The 22,951-nt window shown below is 68.7% G+C and carries 23 protein-coding genes; 10 read left to right on the top strand and 13 right to left on the bottom strand.

Going from position 1 to position 22,951, the window contains the following annotated elements:
• Window positions 1–39 precede the first annotated feature (39 nt).
• The gene (gene rarD / locus EIK80_RS00245; RefSeq protein WP_125154971.1) at window positions 40–945 is read left to right on the top strand and encodes an EamA family transporter RarD; all 906 of its coding nucleotides are present in this window, start codon (window positions 40–42) and stop codon (window positions 943–945) included.
• Here the strand turns inward: rarD and EIK80_RS00240 are convergent.
• From EIK80_RS00240 to EIK80_RS00225, 4 genes are all read right to left on the bottom strand, one after another.
• Complete coding sequence (locus EIK80_RS00240) at window positions 942–2,066, bottom strand: serine hydrolase domain-containing protein (RefSeq protein ID WP_125155804.1); 1,125 nt, start codon at window positions 2,064–2,066, stop codon at window positions 942–944. The genes rarD and EIK80_RS00240 overlap by 4 nt on opposite strands.
• A 4-nt stretch (window positions 2,067–2,070) precedes the next feature.
• Window positions 2,071–2,922 carry a bifunctional hydroxymethylpyrimidine kinase/phosphomethylpyrimidine kinase gene (locus EIK80_RS00235; protein ID WP_125154970.1) on the bottom strand — a complete coding sequence of 284 codons (852 nt, stop codon included), beginning with the start codon at window positions 2,920–2,922 and terminating at the stop codon, window positions 2,071–2,073.
• 145 nt (window positions 2,923–3,067) lie between these two features.
• Window positions 3,068–4,459 carry an adenosylhomocysteinase gene (gene ahcY, locus EIK80_RS00230; protein ID WP_125154969.1) on the bottom strand — a complete coding sequence of 464 codons (1,392 nt, stop codon included), beginning with the start codon at window positions 4,457–4,459 and terminating at the stop codon, window positions 3,068–3,070.
• A gap of 120 nt (window positions 4,460–4,579) precedes the next feature.
• The gene (locus EIK80_RS00225; protein WP_125154968.1) at window positions 4,580–6,892 is read right to left on the bottom strand and encodes an ATP-binding protein; all 2,313 of its coding nucleotides are present in this window, start codon (window positions 6,890–6,892) and stop codon (window positions 4,580–4,582) included.
• Between the two features lie 152 nt (window positions 6,893–7,044).
• On the opposite strand from EIK80_RS00225, the gene EIK80_RS00220 reads away from it, so the two are divergent.
• A complete protein-coding gene (locus tag EIK80_RS00220; RefSeq protein WP_125154967.1) occupies window positions 7,045–7,446 on the top strand; it encodes a metallopeptidase family protein in 402 nt (133 codons plus the stop codon).
• Entirely contained in the window at window positions 7,443–7,862 is a 420-nt protein-coding gene (locus tag EIK80_RS00215; RefSeq protein WP_125154966.1) for an SWIM zinc finger domain-containing protein, read from the top strand. The genes EIK80_RS00220 and EIK80_RS00215 overlap by 4 nt, the downstream gene beginning before the upstream one ends.
• Here the strand turns inward: EIK80_RS00215 and EIK80_RS00210 are convergent.
• Window positions 7,859–8,344 carry a GFA family protein gene (locus EIK80_RS00210; RefSeq protein ID WP_125154965.1) on the bottom strand — a complete coding sequence of 162 codons (486 nt, stop codon included), beginning with the start codon at window positions 8,342–8,344 and terminating at the stop codon, window positions 7,859–7,861. The two genes, EIK80_RS00215 and EIK80_RS00210, sit on opposite strands and share 4 nt — an antisense overlap.
• A 127-nt stretch (window positions 8,345–8,471) precedes the next feature.
• Here EIK80_RS00210 and EIK80_RS00205 point away from each other — a divergent pair, with 127 nt between their 5' ends.
• The 4 genes from EIK80_RS00205 to mmcB all read left to right on the top strand — a co-directional run bounded on the left by EIK80_RS00205 (window position 8,472) and on the right by mmcB (window position 11,535).
• A complete protein-coding gene (locus tag EIK80_RS00205) occupies window positions 8,472–9,095 on the top strand; it encodes a class I SAM-dependent methyltransferase (RefSeq protein ID WP_125154964.1) in 624 nt (207 codons plus the stop codon).
• Window positions 9,096–9,258: 163 nt separating this feature from the next.
• A complete protein-coding gene (locus EIK80_RS00200; RefSeq protein WP_125154963.1) occupies window positions 9,259–10,401 on the top strand; it encodes a ferritin-like domain-containing protein in 1,143 nt (380 codons plus the stop codon).
• A gap of 88 nt (window positions 10,402–10,489) precedes the next feature.
• Window positions 10,490–11,023, top strand: coding sequence for a lipocalin family protein (locus EIK80_RS00195; RefSeq protein ID WP_125154962.1), 534 nt, complete (start codon window positions 10,490–10,492; stop codon window positions 11,021–11,023).
• Window positions 11,024–11,076: 53 nt separating this feature from the next.
• Window positions 11,077–11,535, top strand: coding sequence for a DNA repair putative endonuclease MmcB (gene mmcB, locus EIK80_RS00190; RefSeq protein ID WP_125154961.1), 459 nt, complete (start codon window positions 11,077–11,079; stop codon window positions 11,533–11,535).
• Window positions 11,536–11,547: 12 nt separating this feature from the next.
• Here the strand turns inward: mmcB and EIK80_RS00185 are convergent, their stop codons facing one another.
• Together EIK80_RS00185 and recQ are read right to left on the bottom strand one after the other, a co-directional pair.
• Entirely contained in the window at window positions 11,548–11,877 is a 330-nt protein-coding gene (locus EIK80_RS00185) for a hypothetical protein (protein WP_125154960.1), read from the bottom strand.
• 47 nt (window positions 11,878–11,924) lie between these two features.
• On the bottom strand, window positions 11,925–13,766 hold the full coding sequence (recQ, locus tag EIK80_RS00180; protein WP_125154959.1) for a DNA helicase RecQ: 1,842 nt from the start codon (window positions 13,764–13,766) through the stop codon (window positions 11,925–11,927).
• A 229-nt stretch (window positions 13,767–13,995) separates the two neighbouring features.
• Here recQ and EIK80_RS00175 point away from each other — a divergent pair, with 229 nt between their 5' ends.
• Window positions 13,996–15,957: a transglycosylase domain-containing protein gene (locus EIK80_RS00175; RefSeq protein WP_125154958.1), complete on the top strand. Its 1,962-nt coding sequence runs from the start codon at window positions 13,996–13,998 to the stop codon at window positions 15,955–15,957.
• Window positions 15,958–16,079: 122 nt separating this feature from the next.
• On the opposite strand, the gene EIK80_RS00170 is transcribed toward EIK80_RS00175, so the two are convergent.
• The 3 genes from EIK80_RS00170 to EIK80_RS00160 form a co-directional block, all read right to left on the bottom strand.
• Window positions 16,080–16,814, bottom strand: coding sequence for a SprT family zinc-dependent metalloprotease (locus EIK80_RS00170; RefSeq protein ID WP_125154957.1), 735 nt, complete (start codon window positions 16,812–16,814; stop codon window positions 16,080–16,082).
• A gap of 49 nt (window positions 16,815–16,863) precedes the next feature.
• On the bottom strand, window positions 16,864–18,126 hold the full coding sequence (locus tag EIK80_RS00165) for a polyhydroxyalkanoate depolymerase (RefSeq protein WP_199743327.1): 1,263 nt from the start codon (window positions 18,124–18,126) through the stop codon (window positions 16,864–16,866).
• A 114-nt stretch (window positions 18,127–18,240) separates the two neighbouring features.
• Complete coding sequence (locus tag EIK80_RS00160; RefSeq protein WP_125154955.1) at window positions 18,241–18,831, bottom strand: SCO family protein; 591 nt, start codon at window positions 18,829–18,831, stop codon at window positions 18,241–18,243.
• 74 nt (window positions 18,832–18,905) lie between these two features.
• On the opposite strand from EIK80_RS00160, the gene EIK80_RS00155 reads away from it, so the two are divergent.
• Together EIK80_RS00155 and spdR are read left to right on the top strand one after the other, a co-directional pair.
• Window positions 18,906–20,306, top strand: coding sequence for an ActS/PrrB/RegB family redox-sensitive histidine kinase (locus EIK80_RS00155; RefSeq protein WP_125154954.1), 1,401 nt, complete (start codon window positions 18,906–18,908; stop codon window positions 20,304–20,306).
• Window positions 20,307–20,382: 76 nt separating this feature from the next.
• Entirely contained in the window at window positions 20,383–20,940 is a 558-nt protein-coding gene (gene spdR / locus EIK80_RS00150) for a stationary phase response regulator transcription factor SpdR (protein ID WP_125154953.1), read from the top strand.
• A gap of 42 nt (window positions 20,941–20,982) precedes the next feature.
• Here spdR and EIK80_RS00145 read toward each other — a convergent pair whose 3' ends face one another.
• The 3 genes from EIK80_RS00145 to EIK80_RS00135 form a co-directional block, all read right to left on the bottom strand.
• Complete coding sequence (locus EIK80_RS00145) at window positions 20,983–21,768, bottom strand: SDR family oxidoreductase (RefSeq protein ID WP_125154952.1); 786 nt, start codon at window positions 21,766–21,768, stop codon at window positions 20,983–20,985.
• Between the two features lie 94 nt (window positions 21,769–21,862).
• Window positions 21,863–22,144, bottom strand: a complete 282-nt coding sequence (locus EIK80_RS00140) for a 4a-hydroxytetrahydrobiopterin dehydratase (protein ID WP_125154951.1) — start codon at window positions 22,142–22,144, stop codon at window positions 21,863–21,865.
• Between the two features lie 61 nt (window positions 22,145–22,205).
• The gene (locus EIK80_RS00135; RefSeq protein ID WP_125154950.1) at window positions 22,206–22,847 is read right to left on the bottom strand and encodes an HAD-IA family hydrolase; all 642 of its coding nucleotides are present in this window, start codon (window positions 22,845–22,847) and stop codon (window positions 22,206–22,208) included.
• Window positions 22,848–22,951 lie beyond the last annotated feature (104 nt).

Genomic DNA, 22,951 nt, shown 5'->3' with positions numbered 1-22,951 from the left:
GGGAGCCCTTTTCATTTCCGCGTTCAGAAGGACGACGCCATGTCGGCGAGCGTGAACCAACCCCACGCCGAAAGTCGCCCGGCCTACGTCGCCGGCGTCGGCTGTTACGTGCTCTGGGGCTTCCTGCCCCTCTACTTCCACCTGCTGTCGAACCTGGGCGCCACCTCCTGGGAGATGATCGCCCACCGGACGCTGTGGTCGGTCCTGTGGGCCGGCGGCCTCGTCTTGATCGCCAGGCAGGGCGGCCAGGTGGCCCAGGTGCTGCGCCAGCCGCGCACGCTGGGGATGCTGCTGCTGTCGACGGCGGCGATCTTCGGCAACTGGACGATCTACGTCTTCGCGGTGAACGCCGGCCACGTGATCGAGGCCAGCCTCGGCTATTACATCAACCCGCTGATGAACATGGCCGCCGGCGCCCTGCTGTTCCGCGAGCGCATGACCGGCGAGGGCAAGGTCGCCATCGGCTTCGCGGCCGTCGGCGTCGCCATCCAGACGATCGCCCTGGGCCACCTGCCGATCGTGTCGTTGGGCCTGGCCGCCACCTTCTGCGCCTACGCCATCCTGCGCAAACAGGTGAAGGCCGACGCCCAGACGGGCCTGTTCATCGAATGCGCCTATCTGGCGCTGCCGGGCCTGGCCTATGTGCTGTATCTGCAATCGACGGGACAGGGCCATTTCGGCCACGGCGCCGCCGTCACGGGCCTTCTGGCCCTGGCCGGTCCGGCCACGGTCATCCCCCTGGCCCTGTTCGCCTGGTCGGCCCGCCGCCTGCCGCTCAGCGCCGTGGGCTTTCTGCAGTTCATCGCCCCAACACTCCAGTTCCTGCTGGGCGTGGCGTTCGGCGAGGCGCTCACGCCGCTGCGGGCGCTGTCGTTCGTGTTCATCTGGCTGGGCGTGGCGACCTTCGCCTATGGAGCCTGGAAGAGGACCAGGGCGCTCGCCTAGAGCGAGGCGTAGGCCGCCTCGATCAGGCGCACGGCGCGGGGATCGCCGATCAGGGCGGAGCCCTGCTTGTTCATCACATAGGCCCCGGAGACGCCCCGCGCCGGGTCGGCGAAGGCGCACGAGCCGCCCCAGCCCGAGTGGCCGAAGGCGTCCGGCGTCGGGCCGTAGAACATGTTCGGCGTGTTGCGCATGAAGCCCGCGCCCCAGCTGATCACGTAGGGCAGGACCAGATCCTGGCCGACAATGCGCTGGGCGCTAGCGGCCTTGATCCCGGCCGGGGTGATGATCGAGCGGCCGCCCAGGGTTCCGTCGGTGGCCAGGGCGCCCATCAGCCGGGCCAGGGCCTGCGCGGTGGCGTGGCCGTTGGCCGAGGGGATCTCGACCCGCCGCCACTCGGCCGCGCCGCGCCCGCCCGGCGAGGACCAGGGCTTGAGGAAGGCGGCGGTCACGGCGGCGTTGATCTCGCCGAACTTGGGCAGGGCCGTCGGACGCATCAGGTCGGCGACGCGGCCGTGCTCGCTGTCGGGCAGGCCGATCCAGAGATCCAAGCCCAGCGGGGCGCAGATGTCCTCACGCAGCGCCGTCCCCATGGTCCGGCCGTCGACGCGGCGGAAGATCTCGCCGGCGATGTAGCCGTAGGTGACCGGGTGATAGCCGCTGGCCGAGCCGATCGGGAACAACGGCGCCATGGCGGCGAGCTTCGCGCAGGTGGCGTCCCAGTCGAACCACAGGGCCGGATCGGTCTCGTCGGGGAACCCCGACAGGCCGGCCTGGTGCGACAGGGCCTGCTCGACCGTGACCTCGCCCTTGCCCGCTTGCGCGAACTCCGGCCAGACGTCGGCGACGGGCTGGTCGTAGGCCAGGCGCCCCTCGTCCACCAGACGCGCGACCATCAGGGCCGCCACGGCCTTGGTCGTCGAGAAGAGCGCCGTCAGGGTGTCGGGACCGAAGGCGACCTCGCGCTTGCGGTCGGCGAAGCCGCCCATCAGGTCGACGACGATCTCGCCATCGACCGCGAACGAAAAGCGCGCGCCCAGCTCGCCATGGTCGGCGAAATTGGCTTCGAACGCCTCGCGCACCCGGGCGAAGCGATCAGGGCAGAGGCCGGTGATTTCGCCCACCATCTTAAGCCAGCCGTTCGATGCGGACCGTCGGCGAGGTCTGCTTGATCCGCGCGCCCATGGCCACGATCGGCAGCTCGGGCGCGTTCCAGATGTTGGCCGCGGTGACCGTCTCGGCCACCCCGCCGACGGCGCGGGCCAGGCCGTAGGAGAAGGTCTGCCCCTCCAGGATCGAGGCGGCGTAGAGGGCGGTCAGCAGGTCGCCCGTGCCGTTGGGCGAACGCTCGGCCTTAGCGTGGGCGGCCAGCCAGGCTTCCTTCCTGTCGGCCAGCACCGCGCCGATCTCGGCCCCGCGATGCACGGACGAAACCAGGGTGGTCTTGCCCAGGAGGCGCGCGGCGCGCATGGCCGCCTGGGGGTCGCGGGTGTCCGTGCCGGTCAGCTTCTGCAGCTCCCAGCTGTTGCAGGCCACGACGTCGGCGCGCGGGATCAGGTCGGCGATGATGGCGTCGGCGGTCTCGGCCGGAATGTAGAGGCCCTTGCCGGCGTCGCCCATGGTCGGGTCGACGACGACGGTCGGCCGCCGGGTCGCCGCGCCGTTCGGACGGGGCGACTCGCGCACGGCGTCGATGACCCGGGCGGCGGCCCGCGCCTGGGCGGCGGTGGCGAAATAGCCGGTGATCACGAGATCGACGAGGCCGAACAGCCCGTTGGCCTCGATGCCGTCCATCATGCCCTCGAACACCTCGATCGGCACGGGCGCTCCACCGGGAATGCCCCAGCCGGGATGGCGGCCGTACAGCACGGTCGGCACGACCATCGAGTCGATGCGGAACTGCGCCAGGGCGGTGGCTTGCGCCGTCGCGCCCACCTGGCTGCCGGCGACGTGGCTGGAGATGATCAAGGCTAACGGCATGGCAAAGCGATTAGCCGAGCAAGGCGGACTTGAATAGGGCGTCCCGGCCTGAGACCCAAAAGAAAAGGCCCACCGTCACCGGCGGGCCTTTCCTCTTGGCTTCAAAAGATTTCCGCAGCGGAAACTGGCGCCGCGGGTGTCGCTATTAATAGCGATAGTGGTCCGGCTTGAACGGACCCTTTTCCGGCACGCCGATATAGTCGGCCTGATCCTTGCGCAGGGTCGACAGCTTCGCGCCCAGCTTTTCCAGGTGCAGGAAGGCGACCTTCTCGTCCAGGTGCTTGGGCAGGGTGTAGACTTGGTTCTGGTAGGCGTCCTTGTTCGTCCAGAGCTCGATCTGAGCCAGCGTCTGGTTGGTGAACGAGGCCGACATCACGAACGAGGGGTGGCCCGTGGCGTTGCCCAGGTTCACCAGACGGCCTTCCGACAGGACGATGATCTTCTTGCCGTCCGGGAATTCCACGTGGTGGACCTGCGGCTTGATCTCGTCCCACTTGAAGTTGCGCAGGCCGGCGATCTGAATTTCCGAGTCGAAGTGACCGATGTTGCAGACGATGGCGTTGTTCTTCATCCGGCGCATGTCGTCGACCGTGATGACGTCCTTGTTGCCCGTCGCCGTGACGAAGATGTCGGCCTTGTCGGCGACGTCCTGCAGGGTCTGGACCTCATAGCCTTCCATCGCCGCCTGCAGGGCGCAGATCGGGTCGATTTCGGTGACGATCACGCGGGCGCCGCCTTGGCGCAGCGAGGCGGCCGAGCCCTTGCCCACGTCGCCGTAGCCGCAGACCACCGCGACCTTGCCCGACAGCATGACGTCGGTGCCGCGACGGATGGCGTCGACCAGCGATTCACGGCAGCCGTACAGGTTGTCGAACTTCGACTTGGTGACGCTGTCGTTGACGTTGATGGCCGGGAACGGCAGGTCGCCCTTGGCGGCCATCTGGTACAGGCGGTGCACGCCCGTGGTGGTCTCTTCCGAGACGCCGCCGACGGCCGCGCGGATGGCCGAGTAGAAGCCCGGCTTCTCGGCCAGGTACTTCTTCATCACCGCGAACAGGGCTTCTTCTTCCTCGTTCTGCGGGTTGTTCAGGATCGACGGATCCTTCTCGGCCTTCGGGCCGAGCACGCAGAGCAGGGTGGCGTCGCCGCCGTCGTCGAGGATCAGGTTCGGGTAGCCGCCGTCGTGCCACTCGAAGATCTTGTGGGCGTATTCCCAGTACTCGACCAGGTTTTCACCCTTGAAGGCGAACACCGGCACGCCCGAGGCGGCGATGGCGGCGGCGGCGTGGTCCTGGGTCGAGAAAATGTTGCACGACGCCCAGCGGACCTCGGCGCCCAGCGCCGCCAGGGTCTCGATCAGCACGGCGGTCTGGATGGTCATGTGCAGGCTGCCGGCGATGCGGGCGCCCTTCAGGACCTGGGCCGGGCCGTACTCGGCGCGCGTGGCCATCAGGCCCGGCATCTCGGTCTCGGCGATGGCGATTTCCTTGCGGCCGAAATCGGCGAGCGAGATGTCCTTGACGATATAGTCGGCCACGGTCGGGCTCCTGCGGTCGGGTGAGATCTTGCGGGGCTTATAGCGCGCCCGACCCTTCCTAGCAATTAACGCATAAAGATATCTTTATGTCCGACGGCCGAGCGAGCGCGCCGGCGCTCGTCAGAAGCTCAGTTCGGGTTGCATCGCGCCGGGCTGCTGGGTCTCGGGCAGGTGGCAGGTGAAGGTCGAGCCGGCGCCCGGCTCGCTCTCCAGGGCCACCCAGCCGCCGTGCAGCTCGACCAGCGCCTTGACCAGGGCCAGGCCCAGCCCCGGGCCGCCGCGATCGCGACCGACGAAGCGGTCGAAGATGTGGGCCTGGACGTGGAACGGCACGCCGCGGCCGGTGTCCGAGACATCGAGTCGCACCTCGCCCAGGGCGCGGCGGGCCGACAGGGTGACGCGGCCGCCCGGCGGGGTCTGGCGCAGGGCGTTCTCGACCAGGTGGTCCAGAGTCTGGGCCAGGCGCTTGCCGTCGCCGCGGATCAGGCCGACGTCTTCCTCGCACTCGACCGCCAGGGTCACCGCGCCCAGCTGGGCGTCCTTCAGGGCGTGCTCCTGGGCGTTGAGCAGCAGGTCGGAGACGCGGATGTCCCCGATCTCCAGCGCCATTTCGCCGGCGTCGATCTGGGCCATGTCCAGCACGTCGTCGATCGAGCGGGCCAGCTGGGTGGCGGCGGCGCGGACGGCGGCCACGTGGTTGCGGCCGCGCTCGGAGATGCCGTCGGCCCGTTCCAGGAGCTCGGAATAGCCGATGATCGTCGTCAGCGGCGTGCGCAGCTCGTAGCTGACATTGCCGACGAAATCGCGCTTCAGGCGCTCGGCCTCGGCCAGGGCGGCGGAGCGATCGGCCAGGGCCGATTGCAGGTCGCGGGTGTCGGTGACGTCGGCGAAGGCGATCAGGGTCGCGCCATCCGGCAGGGGCCGGCTCTGATAGACCACGATGCGGTCGTCCGAGGTGCGGACCTCGCCAGAGGTCGGGGCGCGCATCTGCGGATCGGGATCGGCCACCCGCCCCTTCAGCTCGCGCCAGAAGGCCAGGTCGTGCAGGCGCGGCACGCACAGCTCGACCACGCCCTCGAAGTCGCCGGCCGCCTCCAGGGCGAAGGCGCTGACGTTCCAGAAGGTCTCGAAGGCCTCGTTGTGCAGGCGCAGGCGGCCATCCGAGCCGAACACCGCGACGGCGTCGTTCAGCTTGTCCAGCGTGGCTTGCTGCACCTGGATCAGGGCGTTGTACTGGGCCTTCAGGCGCAGCTCGCCGGTGATGTCGGAATAGATCAGCAGCATGCCGCCCAGCGGGTGGGGCTGGCGCACAACCTTCAGCGTCCGACCGTCGGGCAGGTGCCAGAGGTCGTCGGCCTGAGGCCCCACGTCCTCGTAGCGGGCCAGCTCGGCGGCCTTCCAGACGGCGTAGTCGATGGTCTCGGGCAGGCGGCGGCGCTGGCGCAGGCGGTCCAGGATCTCGCCATGGGTCGGACGGTCGGCCAGCCAGGCCGGCTCCAGGCCCCACAGTTCGGCGAAGGCGGTGTTGTGGAACGACAGCCGCCGCGTGGCGCTGAAGATCGCCACGGCCTCGGCGATGTGGTTCAGGGTCTCGTCGTGGGCCTCGACGTGCTTCTTGAAGGCGTCGCGGACGTCCTCGATCTCGGTGACGTCGGCGCAGAACACCCCCACCCCGCCGCCTTCCAGCGGCTGGGCGGAAAGCCGGAACGCGCGGCGGCGGCCTTCCAGATTGATCCAGCGCACGGCTTCGCGGCGCTCGCCCTTCTCGACGGCCTCGACGACCAGGGCGTCGGCGGACCGGTCGAAGCTCTTGCCCGCCAGCGCGCCGGCCGAGGCGACGCTGGCCCCGACGGCGCGAACGAAGGCGGCGTTGCCCCAGACGGCCTGGCCATCGGCCCCGGCGATCCAGGCCGGCTCGGCCACACTGTCGACGAAGGCGGCGAAGCGGGTCGCCGACGGCAGTCCGGAATCACCGCCGCTGCCGGGCATCAGGCGCAGCCAGGCCAGCGCCCCGACCGCGCGGCCCTCGACCGATACCCAGCCATTGCCCCCGCGAACCTCGAAGACGCAAGCCTCGCCGCGCTCGAACAGCGCCGCCAGCTTGTGGGCATGATCGGGATCGGCCCCGCTCAGGGCGGCGATCACCGCCTCGACCTTGGCCTCGACGCCCAGCACCCGCGCGCAGGCCGAAAGGCCGTCGGCCCCGGCGGCCAGGTCGGCCCGGCCGCCCTCGACGGCGATCACGGCGGTGTCGAAGGCCTCGACCCAGGCGGGCGCGTCCAGGGGCTCGCCGCCTTGCAGGCCAAGGCGCGCCTTCAGGGCGGCGATGCGGGCCTCATAGCCGCGGCGCTGCCCCAGCGACCACAGGGTGACGCAAATGGCGAGACAAACCGCGCCGGCCACCGCCGCGAGGATCAGGTCGTACGAAGTCATCAGGCGCGTCGCTTACCCCAGCGGGTCGTCGAATCAGAATCCCAGATTAGTCGGGCCGTGACCAGAGCGCGATCAGGGGGAGCGTGACTGTCTGTCGCGATTTCGTCGCCACACCCGGTGGCTTAACGCTCCAATCGCTCTATTTGGAGACCATGACCTGGTCCGACCGCCTCGCCCCGTCGCTCGACGACTTCGCCGTCCTGGCCCGACAGGCCTTCGACGCCCTGCCCGACCAATTCCGCGCGCTGACCGGCGACGTGGTCATCCGGGTCGACGACTTCGCGGCCGACGAGGTGCTGGACAGCCTGGACATCGAAGACGCCTTCGAGCTGACCGGCCTTTATCAGGGCGTCGACCTGGGCCGCCGCTCGGTGCTGGACTATGGGACCGAGCCGTCGCGGGTGTTTCTCTATCGTCGCCCCATCCTGGACGAGTGGGCCGAACGCGGCGACGTCTCCCTGGGCGACCTGATCGCCCACGTGCTGGTCCATGAGATCGGCCACCATTTCGGCCTGTCGGACGACGACATCCACCGCATCGAGGACGAGGCATGAGCCCCAATCCCAGCCAACTCTTCGATACCGAAACCTGGCGCGAGCGTATGGATGAGCGCTGGTTCGACACCGGCGCGGCCATGGCCGAGGCCGGCGCCGTCGACCTGGTGGCGATCGAGGACGAGAAGGTCACCGCCCACGTCACCGGCAGCGTCGGCGACCTCTATGTCGTGCAGCTTTGGGCTCCGGCCGGCGAAGGCCTGTGCACCTGTCCTGGCTTCGAGAAGTTCGGGGCCTGCAAGCACCAGGCGGCCGTGGTCACCGCCGCCAACGCCGCCGACCTGACCAAGGTCCGCGAGCGGATGGCCAAGCTGCGCGACGGCCTGGCCCTTGACGGCAAGGACGCCCTGATCGAACGCCTCGCCGAACTCGCGCGGACGCAGCCGGCCGTGCTGGCGGCGCTGGAGGGGCGCTAGAGGAAGTCGTCGATCGGCGCCTTGCGCTTGGCCTTCGGCTTCGGTCGCTCCCACATCACGCCGGGATAACCCTTCAGCGGGACCAGCTTGCCGCCGCCATAGGCCCAGTCGGGCGCCTGGTCGAGCGACGTGTGATAGCGCGGCTCGCGGCCGGTGCGGGTTTCGAACAAGGCGCGCGGCAGGTTGATCATGGTCGGCGCCCGCTTGCGCTCCATGAAGATCGGCGTCCCACAGCGCGAACAGAAGCCCCGGGCCGTTCCCTCGCGCTCGTGGCGGGTGACCAAGCCCTCGCCCTCCAGCCACCGGAAGCGGCTGCGATAGCTGGCCGTGTAGGTGACATAGGCGCAGCCCTGGGCGCGGCGGCTGGCGGCCGAGTGATCGTGGAACGCCCACCGCGCCGGCACGCCGATAGCGACCCGCACCGCCCCGCACGCACAGGCGCCCTCGGCTTCCTCGGCGGGCGGTTTGAGGGGCTTGGGCATGGGGAGAACTCCAAAGCGACTGGCCATTTCCGAATAAAGCGCACTGCTGCCAGATCTGACAGCAGGCGGCCTTGACCGCGCCCGACCCGCGCCGCTCTGCTGCCGGATACAATTGGGGGAAAACGCCATGGCGACGCTGTACGAGCGCTACATCCTGCCAAAGCTGCTGTGCTGCGCGTGCGGCGCGCCGGCGTTCCGCGCGCAGCGGACCAGCCTCGTGCCCCAGGCCAGGGGCGAGGTGCTGGAGCTCGGCGTCGGCGGCGGCTTGAATCTGGCTTTCTACGACCCGGTCACGGTGACCGGCGTCACCGGCGTCGACCCCTCCGCGGAGCTGCGCGCCCTCGCGGAGGCCGCCCCGCGCCCCGAAGGCCTGGCGGTCGAGATCGTCGCGGGCGAGGGCGAGCGCCTGCCGTTCGCCGACGCCGCTTTCGACACCGTGCTGTGCACCTTCACCCTGTGCTCGGTGCGCTCGCCCGCCGCCGTGCTGTCCGAAGCCCGCCGGGTGCTGCGGCCGGGCGGCCGGTTTCTGTTCTGCGAGCATGGCCTGTCCCCCGACGCCGGCACGGCGCGCTGGCAGCGACACATCGAACCGCTGTGGAAGCGCCTGGCGGGCGGCTGCCACCTGACCCGGCCGGTCTCGGCGGCGGTCGAGGCGGCCGGCTTCCGCCTGGACGAGAACCACCGCATCTATCTCGACAAGACGCCGCGTCCGCTGGGCTGGTGCGAGCGGGGCGCGGCGAGCCTCGCCTAGAGGATGGGCGTCGCCGCCCCGCTTTCGTCGCCAAACCTGACGCCGCCGTCATTTTTTGTTTGACCCGTCCGCTCACATGAGTTGACAGTGTTCAGATGGGCCGAGATCCGCGCAAGACGGAGCCCGCCCGATGGACATCGCACGGCCGATAGGGAGCGCCGACATGACCGACCCAATTTCCAAAGACCGGAATATCACCAAGGACGCGATGTACGACGCGGTCGCGCCGGACGACTTCGAGTCGATGCTCGAACTCGACCGCTACGGCAACCGCTCCAGCGCCTTCGACAAGATCATTTCCGCGACCCACGACCACTTCTGGGATCCGCTGGACAAGACCTATATCGACTTCGACGAGCCGTTCGACATGGAGAACCAGGCCCTGGTTCCCGAGGACATGGTCATCGCCCTGTCGACCGACTACGTCTCCAACCACCTGTCCGATCCGAAGACGCGCATCCGCTTCATCAACCAGTCGGTGCTGCGCAGCTTCTCGTCGATCCTGCACGGCGAGCAGGGCGCGCTGAACCTGTCGGCCAGCCTGTGCCACGTGCTGAAGGACCAGGGCGCCCAGGAATACGCCGCCAACCAGACCCGCGAAGAGGCCCGCCACGTCACGGCCTTCGCCAAATATATCAAGGCCCGCTGGGGCAAGCCGGTCGAGTGCGGCCCGGCCCTGAAGACCCTGCTGGTCGAGATCATCGGCGCGCCCGAGGTTTACAAGAAGATCATCGGCATGCAGATGCTGGTCGAAGGCCTGGCCATGGGCGCCTTCGCCACTTTCTACAACAATATCAACGATCCGGTCGGCAAGAAGCTGCTGCAGCTGGTGATGACCGACGAGGCCTTCCACCACAAGTTCGGGAAGATCTGGGCCGACCGCACGGTGCCCAAGCTGAGCCCCGAAGAACACGCCATCATCGAGGACTGGGCGGCGCACTGCTTCCAGACCCTGCTGTTCAACCTCGTCTCGCCGCACCAGCAGCTGGATCTCTACGCCGCGTTCGGCCTGGACCCCGACAAGGTGGTCGAGGAGTACGGGAAGATCATGACCGACGACGTGCGTCGGGAAAATATGAAGGAGCAGACCAACATCTTCCGGGTGCTGGTCAAGACGCTGCTCAACGCCGGTATCATCACCGACCGCACCCGCGCCTTCTACGCCATGTATGTCGACATCGACGAGCTGAAGGCCGAGGGCGACCGGATGGTCGGCGACGACATCGCCGAGGAAGGCATCCGCCACCTGCAGGCCATCAACTTCAAGGACCGCCCGGTCGGCGCCGTCAGCATCGCGGCCGAATAGGAATCCCACCTTCCTGTTCGTCGCGAGCCGCCCCGCCGGAACTCCGGCGGGGCGGTCGTCGTTTCTGGCCGTCCCCACGGAGACTTCCATGCGCGCCGCCCTGCTCGCCTTGCCTATCGTCCTGACCCTCGGCGCCTGCGTGGCGGGCCCGAGCGGCAATCCCAATCCGCCGCAGCCGGCCAAGGCCGTGGAGCTCGAGCGCTATCTGGGCAAGTGGTACGAAGTCGCGCGCTACGACATGCGCTTCGAGAAGGGCTGCGAAGGCGTCACGGCAGAATATTCCAAGCGCCCCGACGGCCTGATCCGCGTGCTCAACACCTGCCGCCAGGGCGCGGTGGACGGTCCCGTGAAGGTCGCCGAGGGCAAGGCCAAGGTCGTCGATGCGGCGACCAACGCCAAGCTCAAGGTCAGCTTCTTCGGCCCGTTCTTCGGCGACTACTGGGTCCTGGACCACGCCGACGACTACAGCTGGTCCATCGTCGGCGAAGGCTCGGGCAAGTACCTGTGGCTGTTGTCGCGCGGGCTTCCGACCGACGCCGACCGGGCGGCCCTGACCGCGCGCGCCAAGGCGCTGGGCTATGACGTCACGATGCTGCGCCCGACGAAGCAGCCGGCGCCTTAGGGCCTCTTGAGGGCCTCTTGCCTCGCGAACAAAGCTGGAACATTATTCCGGCGATGGACGTGATTATCCAGCTGCAGCCGTCCCGGCCCGAAACCACCCTGACCGTGACCCGCGGGGCCGCGCGGCTGCTGGTCGACCTGGGCTATGCGCCGCTGGCCGAAGTCACCCTGCCCAACGGTCGCCGCGCCGACCTGATGGCGCTAGGCCCTAAGGGCGACGTGCTGATCGTCGAGGTGAAGTCGGGATTGGAGGATTTCCGGGTCGACCGAAAGTGGGGCGAGTACGCGCCCTATTGCGATGCGTTCTATTTCGCCGTCGCGCCGCACTTTCCCGAAGGCGTGCTGCCGGATGAGCCGGGGCTGGTCGTGGCCGACGGTTTCGGCGGCGCCGTGGTGCGGGAGTCGCCGCTGACGCCCTTGGCGCCGGCGCGACGCAAGGCCCTGACGCTCGCGTTCGCCCGCCTCGCGGCCCTGAGGGCCGCGGGCGTCAACGCCGAGCGCCTGAGCCTGTAGAGGCGTCTCCAGCTAGTCCAGATTGCGCGCGATCAGGAAACCCACGCCCAGGCCGATGGCGAACGCGCCGAAGGCGACGCCGATCGGGTGTTCCTCGGCGGTGTGATGAACCACCTGGGCCTTGTCGCGAGTCCAGGCCGCGCCGACCTTGGCCTTTTGCTCGGCGAAGGTGCGGGTCTGCTGGGCCACTTCGGTGGCGGTCTCGCGGGCCGACTTGACGGCCTTGGTCACCGCCTCCTTGGCGCGCTTGGTCTTTTCGGAGGTCGTCTTCTTGGCGCCGTCCAGGGCCGAAGCGGCGGCGGACGAGGCGTCGTTCGGGGTAAAGCTGCTGACGTCGGTCATGGGGGAGGCTCCTCGGCTTGACGGGGAGCTAACGCGCGGGGAGCCGTCTAGTTCTCCCGTACCACCTTCAAAACCGCCTCGCCGTAACGATCCAGCTTGCCTTGGCCGACCCCGCCGGACTTGCCGAGCGCCGCCAGGGTAGCCGGTCGCGCGGCGGCGATCTCGGCCAGGGTGGCGTCGTGGAAGATGACGTAGGGCGGCACGTGCTGCGCCTGCGCCTGCTCCTTGCGCCACGCGCGCAGGGCCTCGAACAGCATCTGGTTTTCCAGCGGGATGGTCAGCGCCTTGCCCTCGCGGCGCTTGCGGGCGCCCGTGGCGCGGCCGGTCTCCGGCGCCTCGGCCGTCTGACGCAGGGCCACGCGACGCTCGCCGCGATAGACCTGGCGCACGCCCTCGACGTCGCCCAGGCCGATCAGCGGCCGGCCGTCATTGGGGTCCTCGCGCAGCAGGCCTTCGAAGATCAGGGTGTCGAACAGGTCGCGCCAGACCGGCTGGCTGAACTCGCGGCCGATGCCGAAGGTCGGCAGCTGGGCCTCCTGGGGCGTGACGTCCTTGGTCTTGCCCATCAGGTGCTCGATAATCCGGCCGCGTCCATAGCGCCCGCCCATGCGGTGGACGGCTGACAGGGCCTTCTGGGCCGCCTCGGTGGCGTCGACGCCGGTCGGCGGCGAGACGCAGATGTCGCAGACCCCGCAGCGGGCCACGCCCTCCTCGCCGAAATAGCGGCGGACGGCGGCGGCGCGGCAGGTGACGCCCTCCAGCATCGCATAGAACTGGCGCAGCTTGCGGCCTTGCGCCTGCTTGACCTCGTCGGGCGCGTCCTTGGTCTCGATGCGGCGCCCCGCCCAGGCCATGTCGGCCGAGCCGTAGAGGGTGATGCCCTCGGCCGGCTGGCCGTCGCGCCCGGCGCGGCCGACTTCCTGCCAGTAGGCCTCGATGGCGGCCGGCGGGTCGGCGTGGATCACGAAACGGACGTCGGGCTTGTCGACGCCCATGCCGAACGCGATCGTCGCCACCATCACCGCGGCGTCGGCCTCCAGGAAGTCCTCCAGCCGCTTGGCGCGGACGGCCTTGTCGAGTCCGGCGTGATAGGCCACGGCCGGGACGCCCTCGGCGTTCAGCTTCTCGGCCAGCTTCTCGGTGCTGTCGCGGCTGCCGGCATAGACGACGCCGGCCCGGCCAGGGCGCTCCAGCACCAGTTCGACCACGCGATCGTGGCCCTTGCCCCGCTTGCGCTCGGCGGAGAGCGCAAGCTCGGGACGCGCGAAGCTGTCGACGAACTCGGCCGCGCCCTGCAGCCGCAGCTCGGCGCGGATATCGTCTCGGGTCCGGGCGTCGGCGGTGGCGGTGACGGCCAGGCGCGGCACGTTCGGGAACAGTTCGGCCAGCCGCCCCATCATCCGGTATTCGGGCCGGAAGTCGTGCCCCCACTGACTGACGCAGTGGGCCTCGTCGACGGCGACCAGGGCCAGCGGCGTGCGCGAGAGGCGGTCCAGCATCCACGGCTGCATCAGGCCTTCGGGCGACAGGTAGAGCAGGTCCACCTCGCCGGCGTCGATGCGCCGCCAGATGTCCGAGCGCTCGTCCATAGAGACATTGCTGTCCAGCCGCTCGGCCGCCACGCCCGCCTGGCGCAGCCCCTGGACCTGGTCGGCCATCAGCGCGATCAGCGGCGAGATCACCAGGCCCACCCCGGGCCGGATCAGCGACGGGATCTGGTAGCACAGGCTCTTGCCGCCGCCGGTCGGCAGCACGGCCATGGCGCTGCGGCCGGCCAGGATCTCGTTGATCACCCCGGCCTGCATGCCCCGGAAATCGGCATGGCCGAAGGTGCGCCGCAGGACGTCGCGGGCGTGATCGAGTTCGGGGGATTCGGGAGGAACGTACACGGGCGCTCTTTTGGCAGCGTCCGGCCCCCAGGCCAAGTGTCGCCCCCTGGACGTCCGCTCACCCCTTCAGTTCCCGCTCGCCTATCGCCGTGATCGGCGGAGCGCCACAAGAGCGCCTCAGGCCGCGTTTACCGCTCGTCAATCTTGTCGCGCGTTCTGTGGGCTTGGGCTAAACGGAACACGCGCGAGCGTGGGCCTCCTCGCGGCCGCATCTTGGAACAGGACGACCATGGCGAACGGACCCTTCGGCGGGAACAAGGCGGCCAGACCGCAGCGCACCCCGCTCCAGGCCCTCGTCTATTGGGGCACGGTCCTGGGCGTCTGGGGCCTGATCTTCATCGTCGCCTTCTTCGCGGTGTTCGCCAGCGACCTGCCGGACACCTCCAAGCTCTACGACGTCAAGCGCCAGCCCTCGATCAACTATCTGGACCGTTCGGGCGCCCTGCTGGCGGTGCGCGGCAGCCAGTACGCGCCGCCGGTCGATATCGACGCCCTGCCGAAATACGTGCCGGCCGCCTTCGTGGCGATCGAGGACCGGCAGTTCTATCACCACTTCGGCTTCAACCCCTGGGGCATCATGCGGTCGGTGGCGTGGAACGCCACCCATGACGGCCCGCAGCGCGGCGGCTCGACCATCACCCAGCAGCTGGCCCGCAACCTGTTCCTGAGCCCGGCCCAGAACTATCGCCGCAAGGCCCAGGAGCTGATCCTGGCCGTCTGGCTGGAGATGAAGTTCAGCAAGAAGCAGATCCTGGCCCTCTACATGAACCGGGTCTATTTCGGCGCTGGCGCCTACGGCATCGAGGCCGCCTCGCAGCGCTACTTCAACAAGCCCGCCAAGGAGCTCACCATTGGCGAGTCCGCGCTGCTGGCCGGCATGATGAAGGGCCCCGCCCGCTATTCGCCGGTCTCGGCCAAGGAGCGCGCCGCACGCCGCGCCACCATCGTCCTGGACGAAATGGTGCGCATCAAGGCCATCACGCCGGAAGAGCGCGACGAGGCCTTCAAGACGCCGGTTCAGGTCTCGGCCACCCTGGCCAACCAGCGCGCCCAGTACTTCACCGACTATATCGACGCCCAGGTTCGCTCTCTGGTCGGCGAACCGACCGAGGACCTGGTGGTCGAGACCACGCTGGACCTGCCGATCCAGGCTTCGGCCGAGCGCGCCGTGAAGCTGGGCGTCGACGGCCATGCGGCCCAGGGCGTGCAGCAGGCGGCGCTGGTCGCCATCGACGGCGAAGGCCGCATCCGCGCCTATGTCGGCGGCGCCGACTATGCCGACAGCCAGTTCGATCGCGCCACCACCGCGCGCCGCCAGGCCGGTTCGGCCTTCAAGCCGTTCGTCTACCTGACCGCCATGGAGCAGGGCCGCACGCCCGCCGTCATGGTCGTCGACGAGCCCGTCAAGATCGGCAACTGGGAACCGAGGAACTACACCAACAAGTATCTGGGCCCGATCACCCTGCAGACGGCCCTGGCCCAGTCGATCAACACCGTCGCCGCGCGGCTGGCCAACGAGGTCGGCACCAGCAACGTCGCCGCCACCGCCCGTCGCCTCGGCATCACCAGCAAGATCCAGCTGGACCCGTCGATGGCCCTGGGCGCGGTCGAGGTCTCGCCGATGGAGATGGCCCAGGCCTACGCCCCGTTCTCGAACGGCGGCTTCATGGCCAAGGGCTACGGCATCGAGCGCATCCGCACCGCCAGCGGCAAGGTGCTGTATGACCACAGCGTCGACCGCCAGGCCCGCTCGGCCGTGATCGGCTCGCCGGCCCTGCAGTACATGAACCAGATGATGCGCCAGGTCGTCGCCTCGGGCACCGGCACGCGCGCCAGGGTCCCAGGCTACGACATCGCCGGCAAGACCGGCACGACCAGCGACTACAAGGACGCCTGGTTCGTCGGCTACACGGGCGGCTTCGTCACCGCCGTCTGGACCGGCAAGGATGACAACACCCCGATGAAGCGGGTCACCGGCGGCGGCGCCCCGGCCGAAATCTGGCGCACCTTCATGGCCGCCGCCCTGCCCCGCCTGAAGGCCACCCCGATCCCGGGCGGCGTCGTCGAGCCTCCGCCGATCGAGAACACCGACCCGATCGGGGACCTGATGAACACCACGCCGGGTCCGGAAGGCCCGGCGGCGGAAACCCCGGCCGGCGCGGCCCCGCCGGCGGATCAGCTGCCTTACTAATAGATGCTCCCCCGCGATGCGGGGAGGTGGCCCAGAGGGCCGGAGGGGGCCAGTGCGGCTTACGCATAGCTCGCCCCCTCAGTCGCTCCGCGACAGCTCCCCCGTATCGCGGGGGAGCATATTTAGGCCCCGATCGCGTGCAGCTCCGCCGCGTGCGCCCTTAGCCACGCGCGGTGGGGCGCGGGATCGCCGGCCAGTTGCTCGCACAGCGCCCAGAACCTTGGGCCATGATTGGCCTCGATCAGGTGGGCGCACTCGTGGGCGGCGACATAGTCGGCCACCGCCGCCGGCGCCAGGATCAGCCGCCAGCTGTAGCGGATCGCCGCCGGAGCCCGGGACGTCGCCGGGCGACAGGATCCCCAGCGGGCCTTGGGATCGGCCACCGCCACCGACGGCATCGGCCGGCCCAGGGCGGCGGCGTGGACGGCGGTGCGCTCGGTCAGGACGGAGAGCGCCTCGCGTTTGGCCAGCCGGATGACCTTCAGCCCCCAGTTGGCGTCGTCGGGCGCGACGATGCGAGGGCCGTCGCCATGGGCGTCGTCAAGGCGAGCCCGCCCTGGACCGACCTCGAGGCGATAGGCCTTGTCGTTGAGCCGCAGGATCCCGCCGGGCGCCAGGTTCATCCGCTCGGGCAGGGCCGCCAGCTGCTTGGCGATCCAGCCGGACTTCTCCTGGGCGAAGGCGACCGCCTCGTTCAGGCGCTTGAGGTTGGGGGCCAGGGCGACGATCTCGGATTTGGCGCGGTCGACGCGCAGCGAAATCCGCCGCGCCCGGCCGTCCACCCGCAGGCGAACCGGCCAGCCGCCGATCTCCAGTCGATCGCCGTCGGAAAAACGTTGGGCCTTGAGCGCGAACATCCGCCCTTAGATCGCGTGACCAGGGCCGCGCCGCAAGATGGACCCGACGTTACGCCTCTTCCTCGAAGTGCGGGTCGCACTTGCGGATGAAACGGCGCACGCGCGGATAGATCTCCTCGCGGAAGCGACGACCGTTGAACACGCCGTAGTGGCCGACGCCGGGCTGCACATAGTCCAGCTTCAGCGCCTCGGGGATGTTCGCGCACAGGCCATGGGCGGCCTGGGTCTGGCCGATGCCAGAGATGTCGTCGTTCTCGCCCTCGACCGTCATCAGGCCGATGTCGCTGATGGTCTCGGGCTTCACCCGGGTCCCGCGATGCATCAGCTCGCCCTTGGGCAGCAGGTACTGCTGGAAGACGATGTCGATGGTCTGGAGATAGAACTCCTCGGTCAGGTCCAGCACCGACAGATACTCGTCGTAGAACTCCAGGTGCTTGTCGGCGCTGTCGCCATCGCCCTTCACCAGGTCGTTGAAGTAGCGGCGGTGGGCCTCCTGGTGGCGCTCGGCGTTCATGCTCATGAAGCTGGCCAGCTGGACGAAGCCCGGATAGACGCGCCGGCCCGCGCCCGGATAGGGCGGCGGCACCGTGTAGATCATGTTCGACTGGAACCAGGTGAACGGCTTTTCCTCGGCCAGCTGGTTGGTCACGGTCGGCGACAGGCGCGCATCGATCGGCGAGCCCATGAAGGTCATGCTGGCCGGCCGTGACGGATGATTCTGCTCGGCCATCAGGGCGGCGGCGGCCAGGACCGGCGGCCCGGGCTGGCAGACGGCCACGACGTTCGGGCGCGGCCCCAGCACGGCCAGCATCTCGATGATGTGGTCGATATAGTCGTGGAAGTCGAAGCGGCCTTCCAGCACCGAGACGTTGCGAGCGTTGACCCAGTCGACGATGAACACGGAGTGGTCGGGCAGGAAGGCCTCGACCGTGCCCCGCAGCAGGGTGGCGTAGTGGCCCGACAGGGGCGCGACGATCAGCACGGCGGGATCCAGCGAGAACTTCCCCGCCCGGCGCATGTCGGCCATGTCGCGGTCGAACTGGATCACCCGCGCCCAGGGGCTTTGCCAGACCACGGTCTCACGGACGCGGACGTCGACCTGACCGATCCGGATCGTATCCAGGTTCCACTTGGGCTTGCCGTAGCGCCGCGTGACGTTGGCGAACAGGTCCGCGCCGGCGTGCATATGTCGACCGACGGCCGAGTCGGCGGCGGGATTAAGCGGCGATCCCCAGAAGTCCCGGGCCGCCCGCGCCGCGAGGCGCATCGGCGTGGAGGCGTAATAAGCCGCCTCATGTAGAGCGTAGAGCATGGCGCACTCGCGATGTTGCATCGCAACATAGCACGCCAAAGCCTAAGAGAGTCTACCTTTCACAGCGATTTGCGCCGCGTCATCGCCCCGCCTCGCGCCGGAGTGGTAGCGCTCTCAGCCCTCGCGCATCGCGTCGCTGATCCGGCGCGCAATGTCGGCCGGCGGCAGGTTGTACGGGATCACTGTCTTGAAGCGCCCCTTGGGGTCCATCAGGTAGATCGCCGTCGAGTGGTCCATGGTGTAGCCGGGGCCGTCGCCGACCTTGGCGTAGTAGACCTTGTAGGCCTTGGCGGCCGCCTTGACCTGCTCCTGGGTTCCGGTCAGGCCGATCGTGGATTTCGGCACGTAGTCGGCCGACAGATAGGTCTTCATCTGCTCGGGCGTGTCGCGGGCCGGGTCGATCGAGATGAAGACGATCTGCAGGTCCTTGGCCTTGGGACCCAGCTGGTCGGTCGCCGCCGACAGGCCTTGCAGCGTGCCCGGGCAGACGTCGGGGCAGTAGGTGAAACCGAAGAACACCGCGCTCCATTTCCCCTTCAGCGCCTTCTCGGTGGTCGGGACGCCGTCCTGGTTCACCAGCTGGAACGGCCCGCCGACCGCGGCGGACGCTTGGGACTTGAACACGCCGGCGCGCCACGCCAGCCCCGCCGTCACGGCGAGGCCCAGGACGCAGGCCAGGATCAGGACAAGGCGGTGGCGAGGCATGTGCTTTTCATCCTTTTCTTGCCGCTTGTCCTTTTGCTCTCGCAAAGCGCGCAATTCTGGACAATCCTGCGACCATGACTGACGTATCGTTCGCGAGAGCGCCCGACGATCAACGTCACAAAGGGCTCGATAAGCCGGGCGACGAACCGGCGCAAGACGACGCCTGGTCCTGGACGGCTCCAGGACTGCGCCGCGGACGCTTAAGGGTGCGAACCCTTCTGGCGCAGCGCTGGCTATGGGTGGTCGGCCAGACCGCCGTCCTGCTGATTTCCGGCCTGGTTTTGAAGCTTCAGGTGCCGTGGGCGCTATGCTTCACCCTGATCGCCCTGTCGGCCTGGCTGAACGTGCTGCTGGGCCTGGCCTCCAGCGGCCAGCGCCTGGCCCGCGACGGCGAGGCCACCGCCCAGATCGCCTTCGACATCCTGCAGCTGTCGGGCCTGATCTATCTGACCGGCGGCGCGCACAACCCCTTCGCCCTGCTGCTGATCGCGCCGGTGACCCTGGCGGCGGCGACCCTGCCGGCCCGCTACGCCATAGGCCTCGGCGCCCTGGCCATCGTCGCCTCCGTGCTGCTGGCGCTGTTCCATATGCCGCTGCCGACCATAAGCGGTCGTCCTTGGCCGTTCGAGCCCAACCCGTTGATGCTGTGGACCATCGTGTCGGCGCGGATCGTCGGCATCATCCTGACCGCCGCCTATGCCTGGCAGGCGGCCAGCGAGTCCGCGCGGATGGAGCTGGCCCTCAACGTCACCGAAACCGTGCTGGCCCGCGAGCAGCGCCTGTCAGCCCTCGGCGCCCTGGCGGCGGCGGCGGCCCACGAGCTGGGCACGCCGCTGGCGACGATCTCGGTCGTGGCCCGCGAAATGGCGCGCGGCGCGCCCGACGACCAGACCCGCGAGGACGCCGAGCTTCTGATCGGCCAGGCGGCCCGCTGCCGCGAGATCCTCCAGCGCCTGACCGAAATGCCCGAGGCCCAGGACGCCGTGCACGAGCGCATGAGCCTGGTCCAGCTGGTCCAGGACGTGATCGAGCCGCACCTGGTGCATGGCGTGCGCGTGGAGGCGGTCGTCAACGGCCCTTCCGGCGAGACCGCTCCGGACGTCTGGCGGCGGCCGGAAATCATCCACGCCATGACCTCGATCGTCGAGAACGCGGTCGACTTCGCGCGGGGCGAAGTCATCGTCATCGCCCGCTTCGACGCCCGCTACATCGTCATCGAGGCCCGCGACGATGGTCCGGGCTTCTCGCCGGAGGTGCTGGCCAAGCTGGGCGAGCCGTACGTCACAACACGTCCGGGCGCGGAAGGGTCGCGAACGGGGCATATCGGCATGGGTCTGGGCTTCTTTATCGCGAAGACCTTGCTGGAACGAACCGGCGCGACCGTCGATTTCCGTAATGGTCGCCGGGGTGGAGCGGTCGTTTCGGCGCGCTGGCCTCGGGCGGCCTTGGAAGCTCCGGGTTTTACGGGGGCTTGAGTAAGGCGCGGAAGCACGAAAGTATGGGTTGTTATTTGGCCTGTTGAGTATTGGCGCTGGGGAGGCGCGGACTTCTATGGCGGATATCGGTGAGCTGGTTTCGGCGCTGCCGGACAAGACGCTGCTCTTGTTGGATGATGACGCTCCGCTGCGGACCCGGCTGGGTCGAGCGCTGGAGCAGCGTGGGTTCGAGGTGACGCTGGCCGCTTCCGTGGCCGAGGCCCTGACGATCCTGCGCAACCACGCGCCAGCCCATGCGGTGCTGGACATGCGGCTGGAGGACGGCTCGGGCCTCAAGGTGGTCGAGGCGGTGCGCGACGCCCGCGCCGACGCCAAGGTCATCATGCTGACCGGCTACGGCAACATCGCCACGGCCGTGGCGGCGGTGAAGGCGGGGGTTGTCGACTACCTCTCCAAGCCCGCCGACGCCGACGACGTGGCCCGCGCCCTGCTGGCCGCCAAGGACGCCGCCCCCGTGCCGCCGGAAAACCCGATGAGCGCCGACCGCGTGCGGTGGGAGCACATCCAGCGCGTCTACGAGATGTGCGGCCACAACGTGTCGGAGACGGCGCGCCGGCTGAACATGCACCGGCGGACGCTGCAGCGGATCCTGGCCAAACGCGCGCCGCGATGAGAGACCGGAGGCTCCCCCGCGCCGCGGGAGAGCCTCCACTCGTCACATCGCCGAAATGCCGCCGTCGACCTTGATCTCGGCGCCGGTCATGAACCGGCTCTCGTCGCTGGCCAGATAGAGCACGGCGTTGGCGATGTCGTTCGGCTCGCCGATACGGCCCAGCGGCACCTGGCGGGCCAGCTTGGCGAAGGCCTCTTCCTTGCCGAACCGGGCCGAGAAGCCGTCCAGGATCGGGGTGTCGATAAAGGTCGGGTGGATGGAGTTCGAGCGGATGTCGAGCTTCATCTTGGCGCAGTAGAGCGCGATGTTCTTGCTGAGCAGCCAGACCGCCGCCTTGGAGGCGTTGTAGGCCGGCGAATTGCCGTTGGCGATCAGGCCGGCGATCGAGCTCAGATTGATGATCGAACCGGGTTGATGCGCCCGCATGTGGGTCAAGGCGTGCTTGGCGCCCAGGAACACCGAGTCGACATTGACCGACATCACCTTCTTCCAGAGACCGAAATCCAGGGTCTCGATCGGGCCGTCGCCGCCGATGCCGGCGTTGTTGACCAGCACCGACAGGCCGCCCATGTCGCCGGCGGCCTTTTCCAGCACCTCGATCCACTGGTCTTCCTGGGTGACGTCCAGCAGGTAGGCGAAGGCCGTGCCGGCGCCATGGGCGGCGTTGATCTCGTCCGCCACGGCTTGGGCGCCCGCCAGGTTGAGATCGGCCAGGGCGACCTTGGCGCCTTCCTTGGCCAGCATCCGCCCGGCCGCCGCGCCAAGGCCCTGGGCCCCGCCGGTGATGAAGGCCTTCTTGCCGGCGACCCGGCCCGTGCTCTGCGCCATGCGGCGTCCTCCCGATTGTTCAAACAACAGTTTGAACCGGGCATGGGGGTAGGGGAAGCCGAAATCTCTCTTCCCCCGGAAGGGGAGGAGAATCCTAGGCGGCGCTGTCCATGAACTTCGCCAGCGTCACGTCCAGTTCCGTCACGCCGTCGGCGTCATGGGTGGTCAGCAGCACCTCGACGCGGTTGTAGACGTTGAACCATTCCGGGTGATGGTCGAGCTTGTCGGCCATCAGCGCCACGCGGGTCATGAAGCCGAAAGCTTGATTGAAGTCCGCGAACTTGAAGGTCTTGGTGATCGCGTCCTTGTCGGAAGCGGCGCTCCAGCCGGAAAGCTGGGCCAGCGCGGCTTCGGCGCCGATCTTGGGACGGGACATGGGATTCCTCTTCCGACGATGAAGAAAAGCCCGTGGGGTGCGAGCTTCCGGGGTTTCCCCCTCAGAACGCCAAACCGGTCGCTTCGGCAAGGTCGCTCAGCAGCTGAGCCTCGGTCGAGACCTTGATGGCTGTCATGCCCAGGGCCGCCGCCGGCTTGCAGTTGATCCCCAGGTCGTCGAGATAGACGCAAGCCTCCGGCGCGACGTCCAAGAGCTCGCACATCATCTGGTAGATGCGCGGATCCGGCTTGCGCACCCCGGCCTTGGAGCTTTCGATCACCGCGTCGAACAGGGCCATGATCTCGCCGACGGCCAAGGCCTTTTCGGGGCTCTGGGCCATGCCGGGGCCGTGCCCCGTCGGCACGTTGTTGGTGATGCAGCCGACCTTGAACCTGGCCTTGCAGGCCCTCAGCGCGTCCATCACGCGGGGCCGCAGATCTCCATAAAGCAACGGCAGCACCTCCGCGCCACGCACCGCATGGCCCAAGCGCGTCGCTTCCTCCAGGAAGAGGCCGTCGAAGGCGGCCGCGTCGATCTCGGCCCGCTCGAAGCGCGCCCAGGCGTTCACGTCCGGATCGGTGGCGTTGACCGTGCGGATGAAGTCCTTGGGCAGACCGCGCTCGGTCTCGTAGCGGCGGAAAGCCTCGAACGGCGAGGTCGTGAACACCCCGCCGAAATCCCAGATCACCGCCTCGATCGCCATGCCGCCCTCAAACAGATGTTCGAGGCGAACGCTACCCGTCCCACGCCGCGAGGGGAACCCCGCCATGGCCACGCTCGCGCGACGGGTGAAAGAAGAGTTACGGC

Origin of the sequence: Caulobacter sp. 602-1, assembly GCF_003931565.1 — a bacterium.
Lineage (GTDB): Bacteria > Pseudomonadota > Alphaproteobacteria > Caulobacterales > Caulobacteraceae > Caulobacter.
The sequence above is the reverse complement of the archived record's forward strand: the minus strand, read 5'-3'. Positions and strand labels throughout refer to the sequence as shown.

What these genes read in the sequence shown, in the direction of transcription:
- rarD (WP_125154971.1), top strand. Translation starts at nt 40, where the DNA reads ATGTCGGCGAGCGTGAACCAACCCCACGCCGAAAGTCGCCCGGCCTAC.
- EIK80_RS00235 (WP_125154970.1), bottom strand. Translation starts at nt 2,922, where the DNA reads ATGCCGTTAGCCTTGATCATCTCCAGCCACGTCGCCGGCAGCCAGGTG.
- EIK80_RS00225 (WP_125154968.1), bottom strand. Translation starts at nt 6,892, where the DNA reads ATGACTTCGTACGACCTGATCCTCGCGGCGGTGGCCGGCGCGGTTTGT.
- EIK80_RS00220 (WP_125154967.1), top strand. Translation starts at nt 7,045, where the DNA reads ATGACCTGGTCCGACCGCCTCGCCCCGTCGCTCGACGACTTCGCCGTC.
- EIK80_RS00215 (WP_125154966.1), top strand. Translation starts at nt 7,443, where the DNA reads ATGAGCCCCAATCCCAGCCAACTCTTCGATACCGAAACCTGGCGCGAG.
- EIK80_RS00210 (WP_125154965.1), bottom strand. Translation starts at nt 8,344, where the DNA reads ATGCCCAAGCCCCTCAAACCGCCCGCCGAGGAAGCCGAGGGCGCCTGT.
- EIK80_RS00205 (WP_125154964.1), top strand. Translation starts at nt 8,472, where the DNA reads ATGGCGACGCTGTACGAGCGCTACATCCTGCCAAAGCTGCTGTGCTGC.
- EIK80_RS00200 (WP_125154963.1), top strand. Translation starts at nt 9,259, where the DNA reads ATGACCGACCCAATTTCCAAAGACCGGAATATCACCAAGGACGCGATG.
- EIK80_RS00195 (WP_125154962.1), top strand. Translation starts at nt 10,490, where the DNA reads ATGCGCGCCGCCCTGCTCGCCTTGCCTATCGTCCTGACCCTCGGCGCC.
- mmcB (WP_125154961.1), top strand. Translation starts at nt 11,077, where the DNA reads ATGGACGTGATTATCCAGCTGCAGCCGTCCCGGCCCGAAACCACCCTG.
- EIK80_RS00185 (WP_125154960.1), bottom strand. Translation starts at nt 11,877, where the DNA reads ATGACCGACGTCAGCAGCTTTACCCCGAACGACGCCTCGTCCGCCGCC.
- EIK80_RS00175 (WP_125154958.1), top strand. Translation starts at nt 13,996, where the DNA reads ATGGCGAACGGACCCTTCGGCGGGAACAAGGCGGCCAGACCGCAGCGC.
- EIK80_RS00170 (WP_125154957.1), bottom strand. Translation starts at nt 16,814, where the DNA reads ATGTTCGCGCTCAAGGCCCAACGTTTTTCCGACGGCGATCGACTGGAG.
- EIK80_RS00165 (WP_199743327.1), bottom strand. Translation starts at nt 18,126, where the DNA reads ATGCTCTACGCTCTACATGAGGCGGCTTATTACGCCTCCACGCCGATG.
- EIK80_RS00160 (WP_125154955.1), bottom strand. Translation starts at nt 18,831, where the DNA reads ATGCCTCGCCACCGCCTTGTCCTGATCCTGGCCTGCGTCCTGGGCCTC.
- EIK80_RS00155 (WP_125154954.1), top strand. Translation starts at nt 18,906, where the DNA reads ATGACTGACGTATCGTTCGCGAGAGCGCCCGACGATCAACGTCACAAA.
- spdR (WP_125154953.1), top strand. Translation starts at nt 20,383, where the DNA reads ATGGCGGATATCGGTGAGCTGGTTTCGGCGCTGCCGGACAAGACGCTG.
- EIK80_RS00145 (WP_125154952.1), bottom strand. Translation starts at nt 21,768, where the DNA reads ATGGCGCAGAGCACGGGCCGGGTCGCCGGCAAGAAGGCCTTCATCACC.
- EIK80_RS00140 (WP_125154951.1), bottom strand. Translation starts at nt 22,144, where the DNA reads ATGTCCCGTCCCAAGATCGGCGCCGAAGCCGCGCTGGCCCAGCTTTCC.
- EIK80_RS00135 (WP_125154950.1), bottom strand. Translation starts at nt 22,847, where the DNA reads ATGGCGATCGAGGCGGTGATCTGGGATTTCGGCGGGGTGTTCACGACC.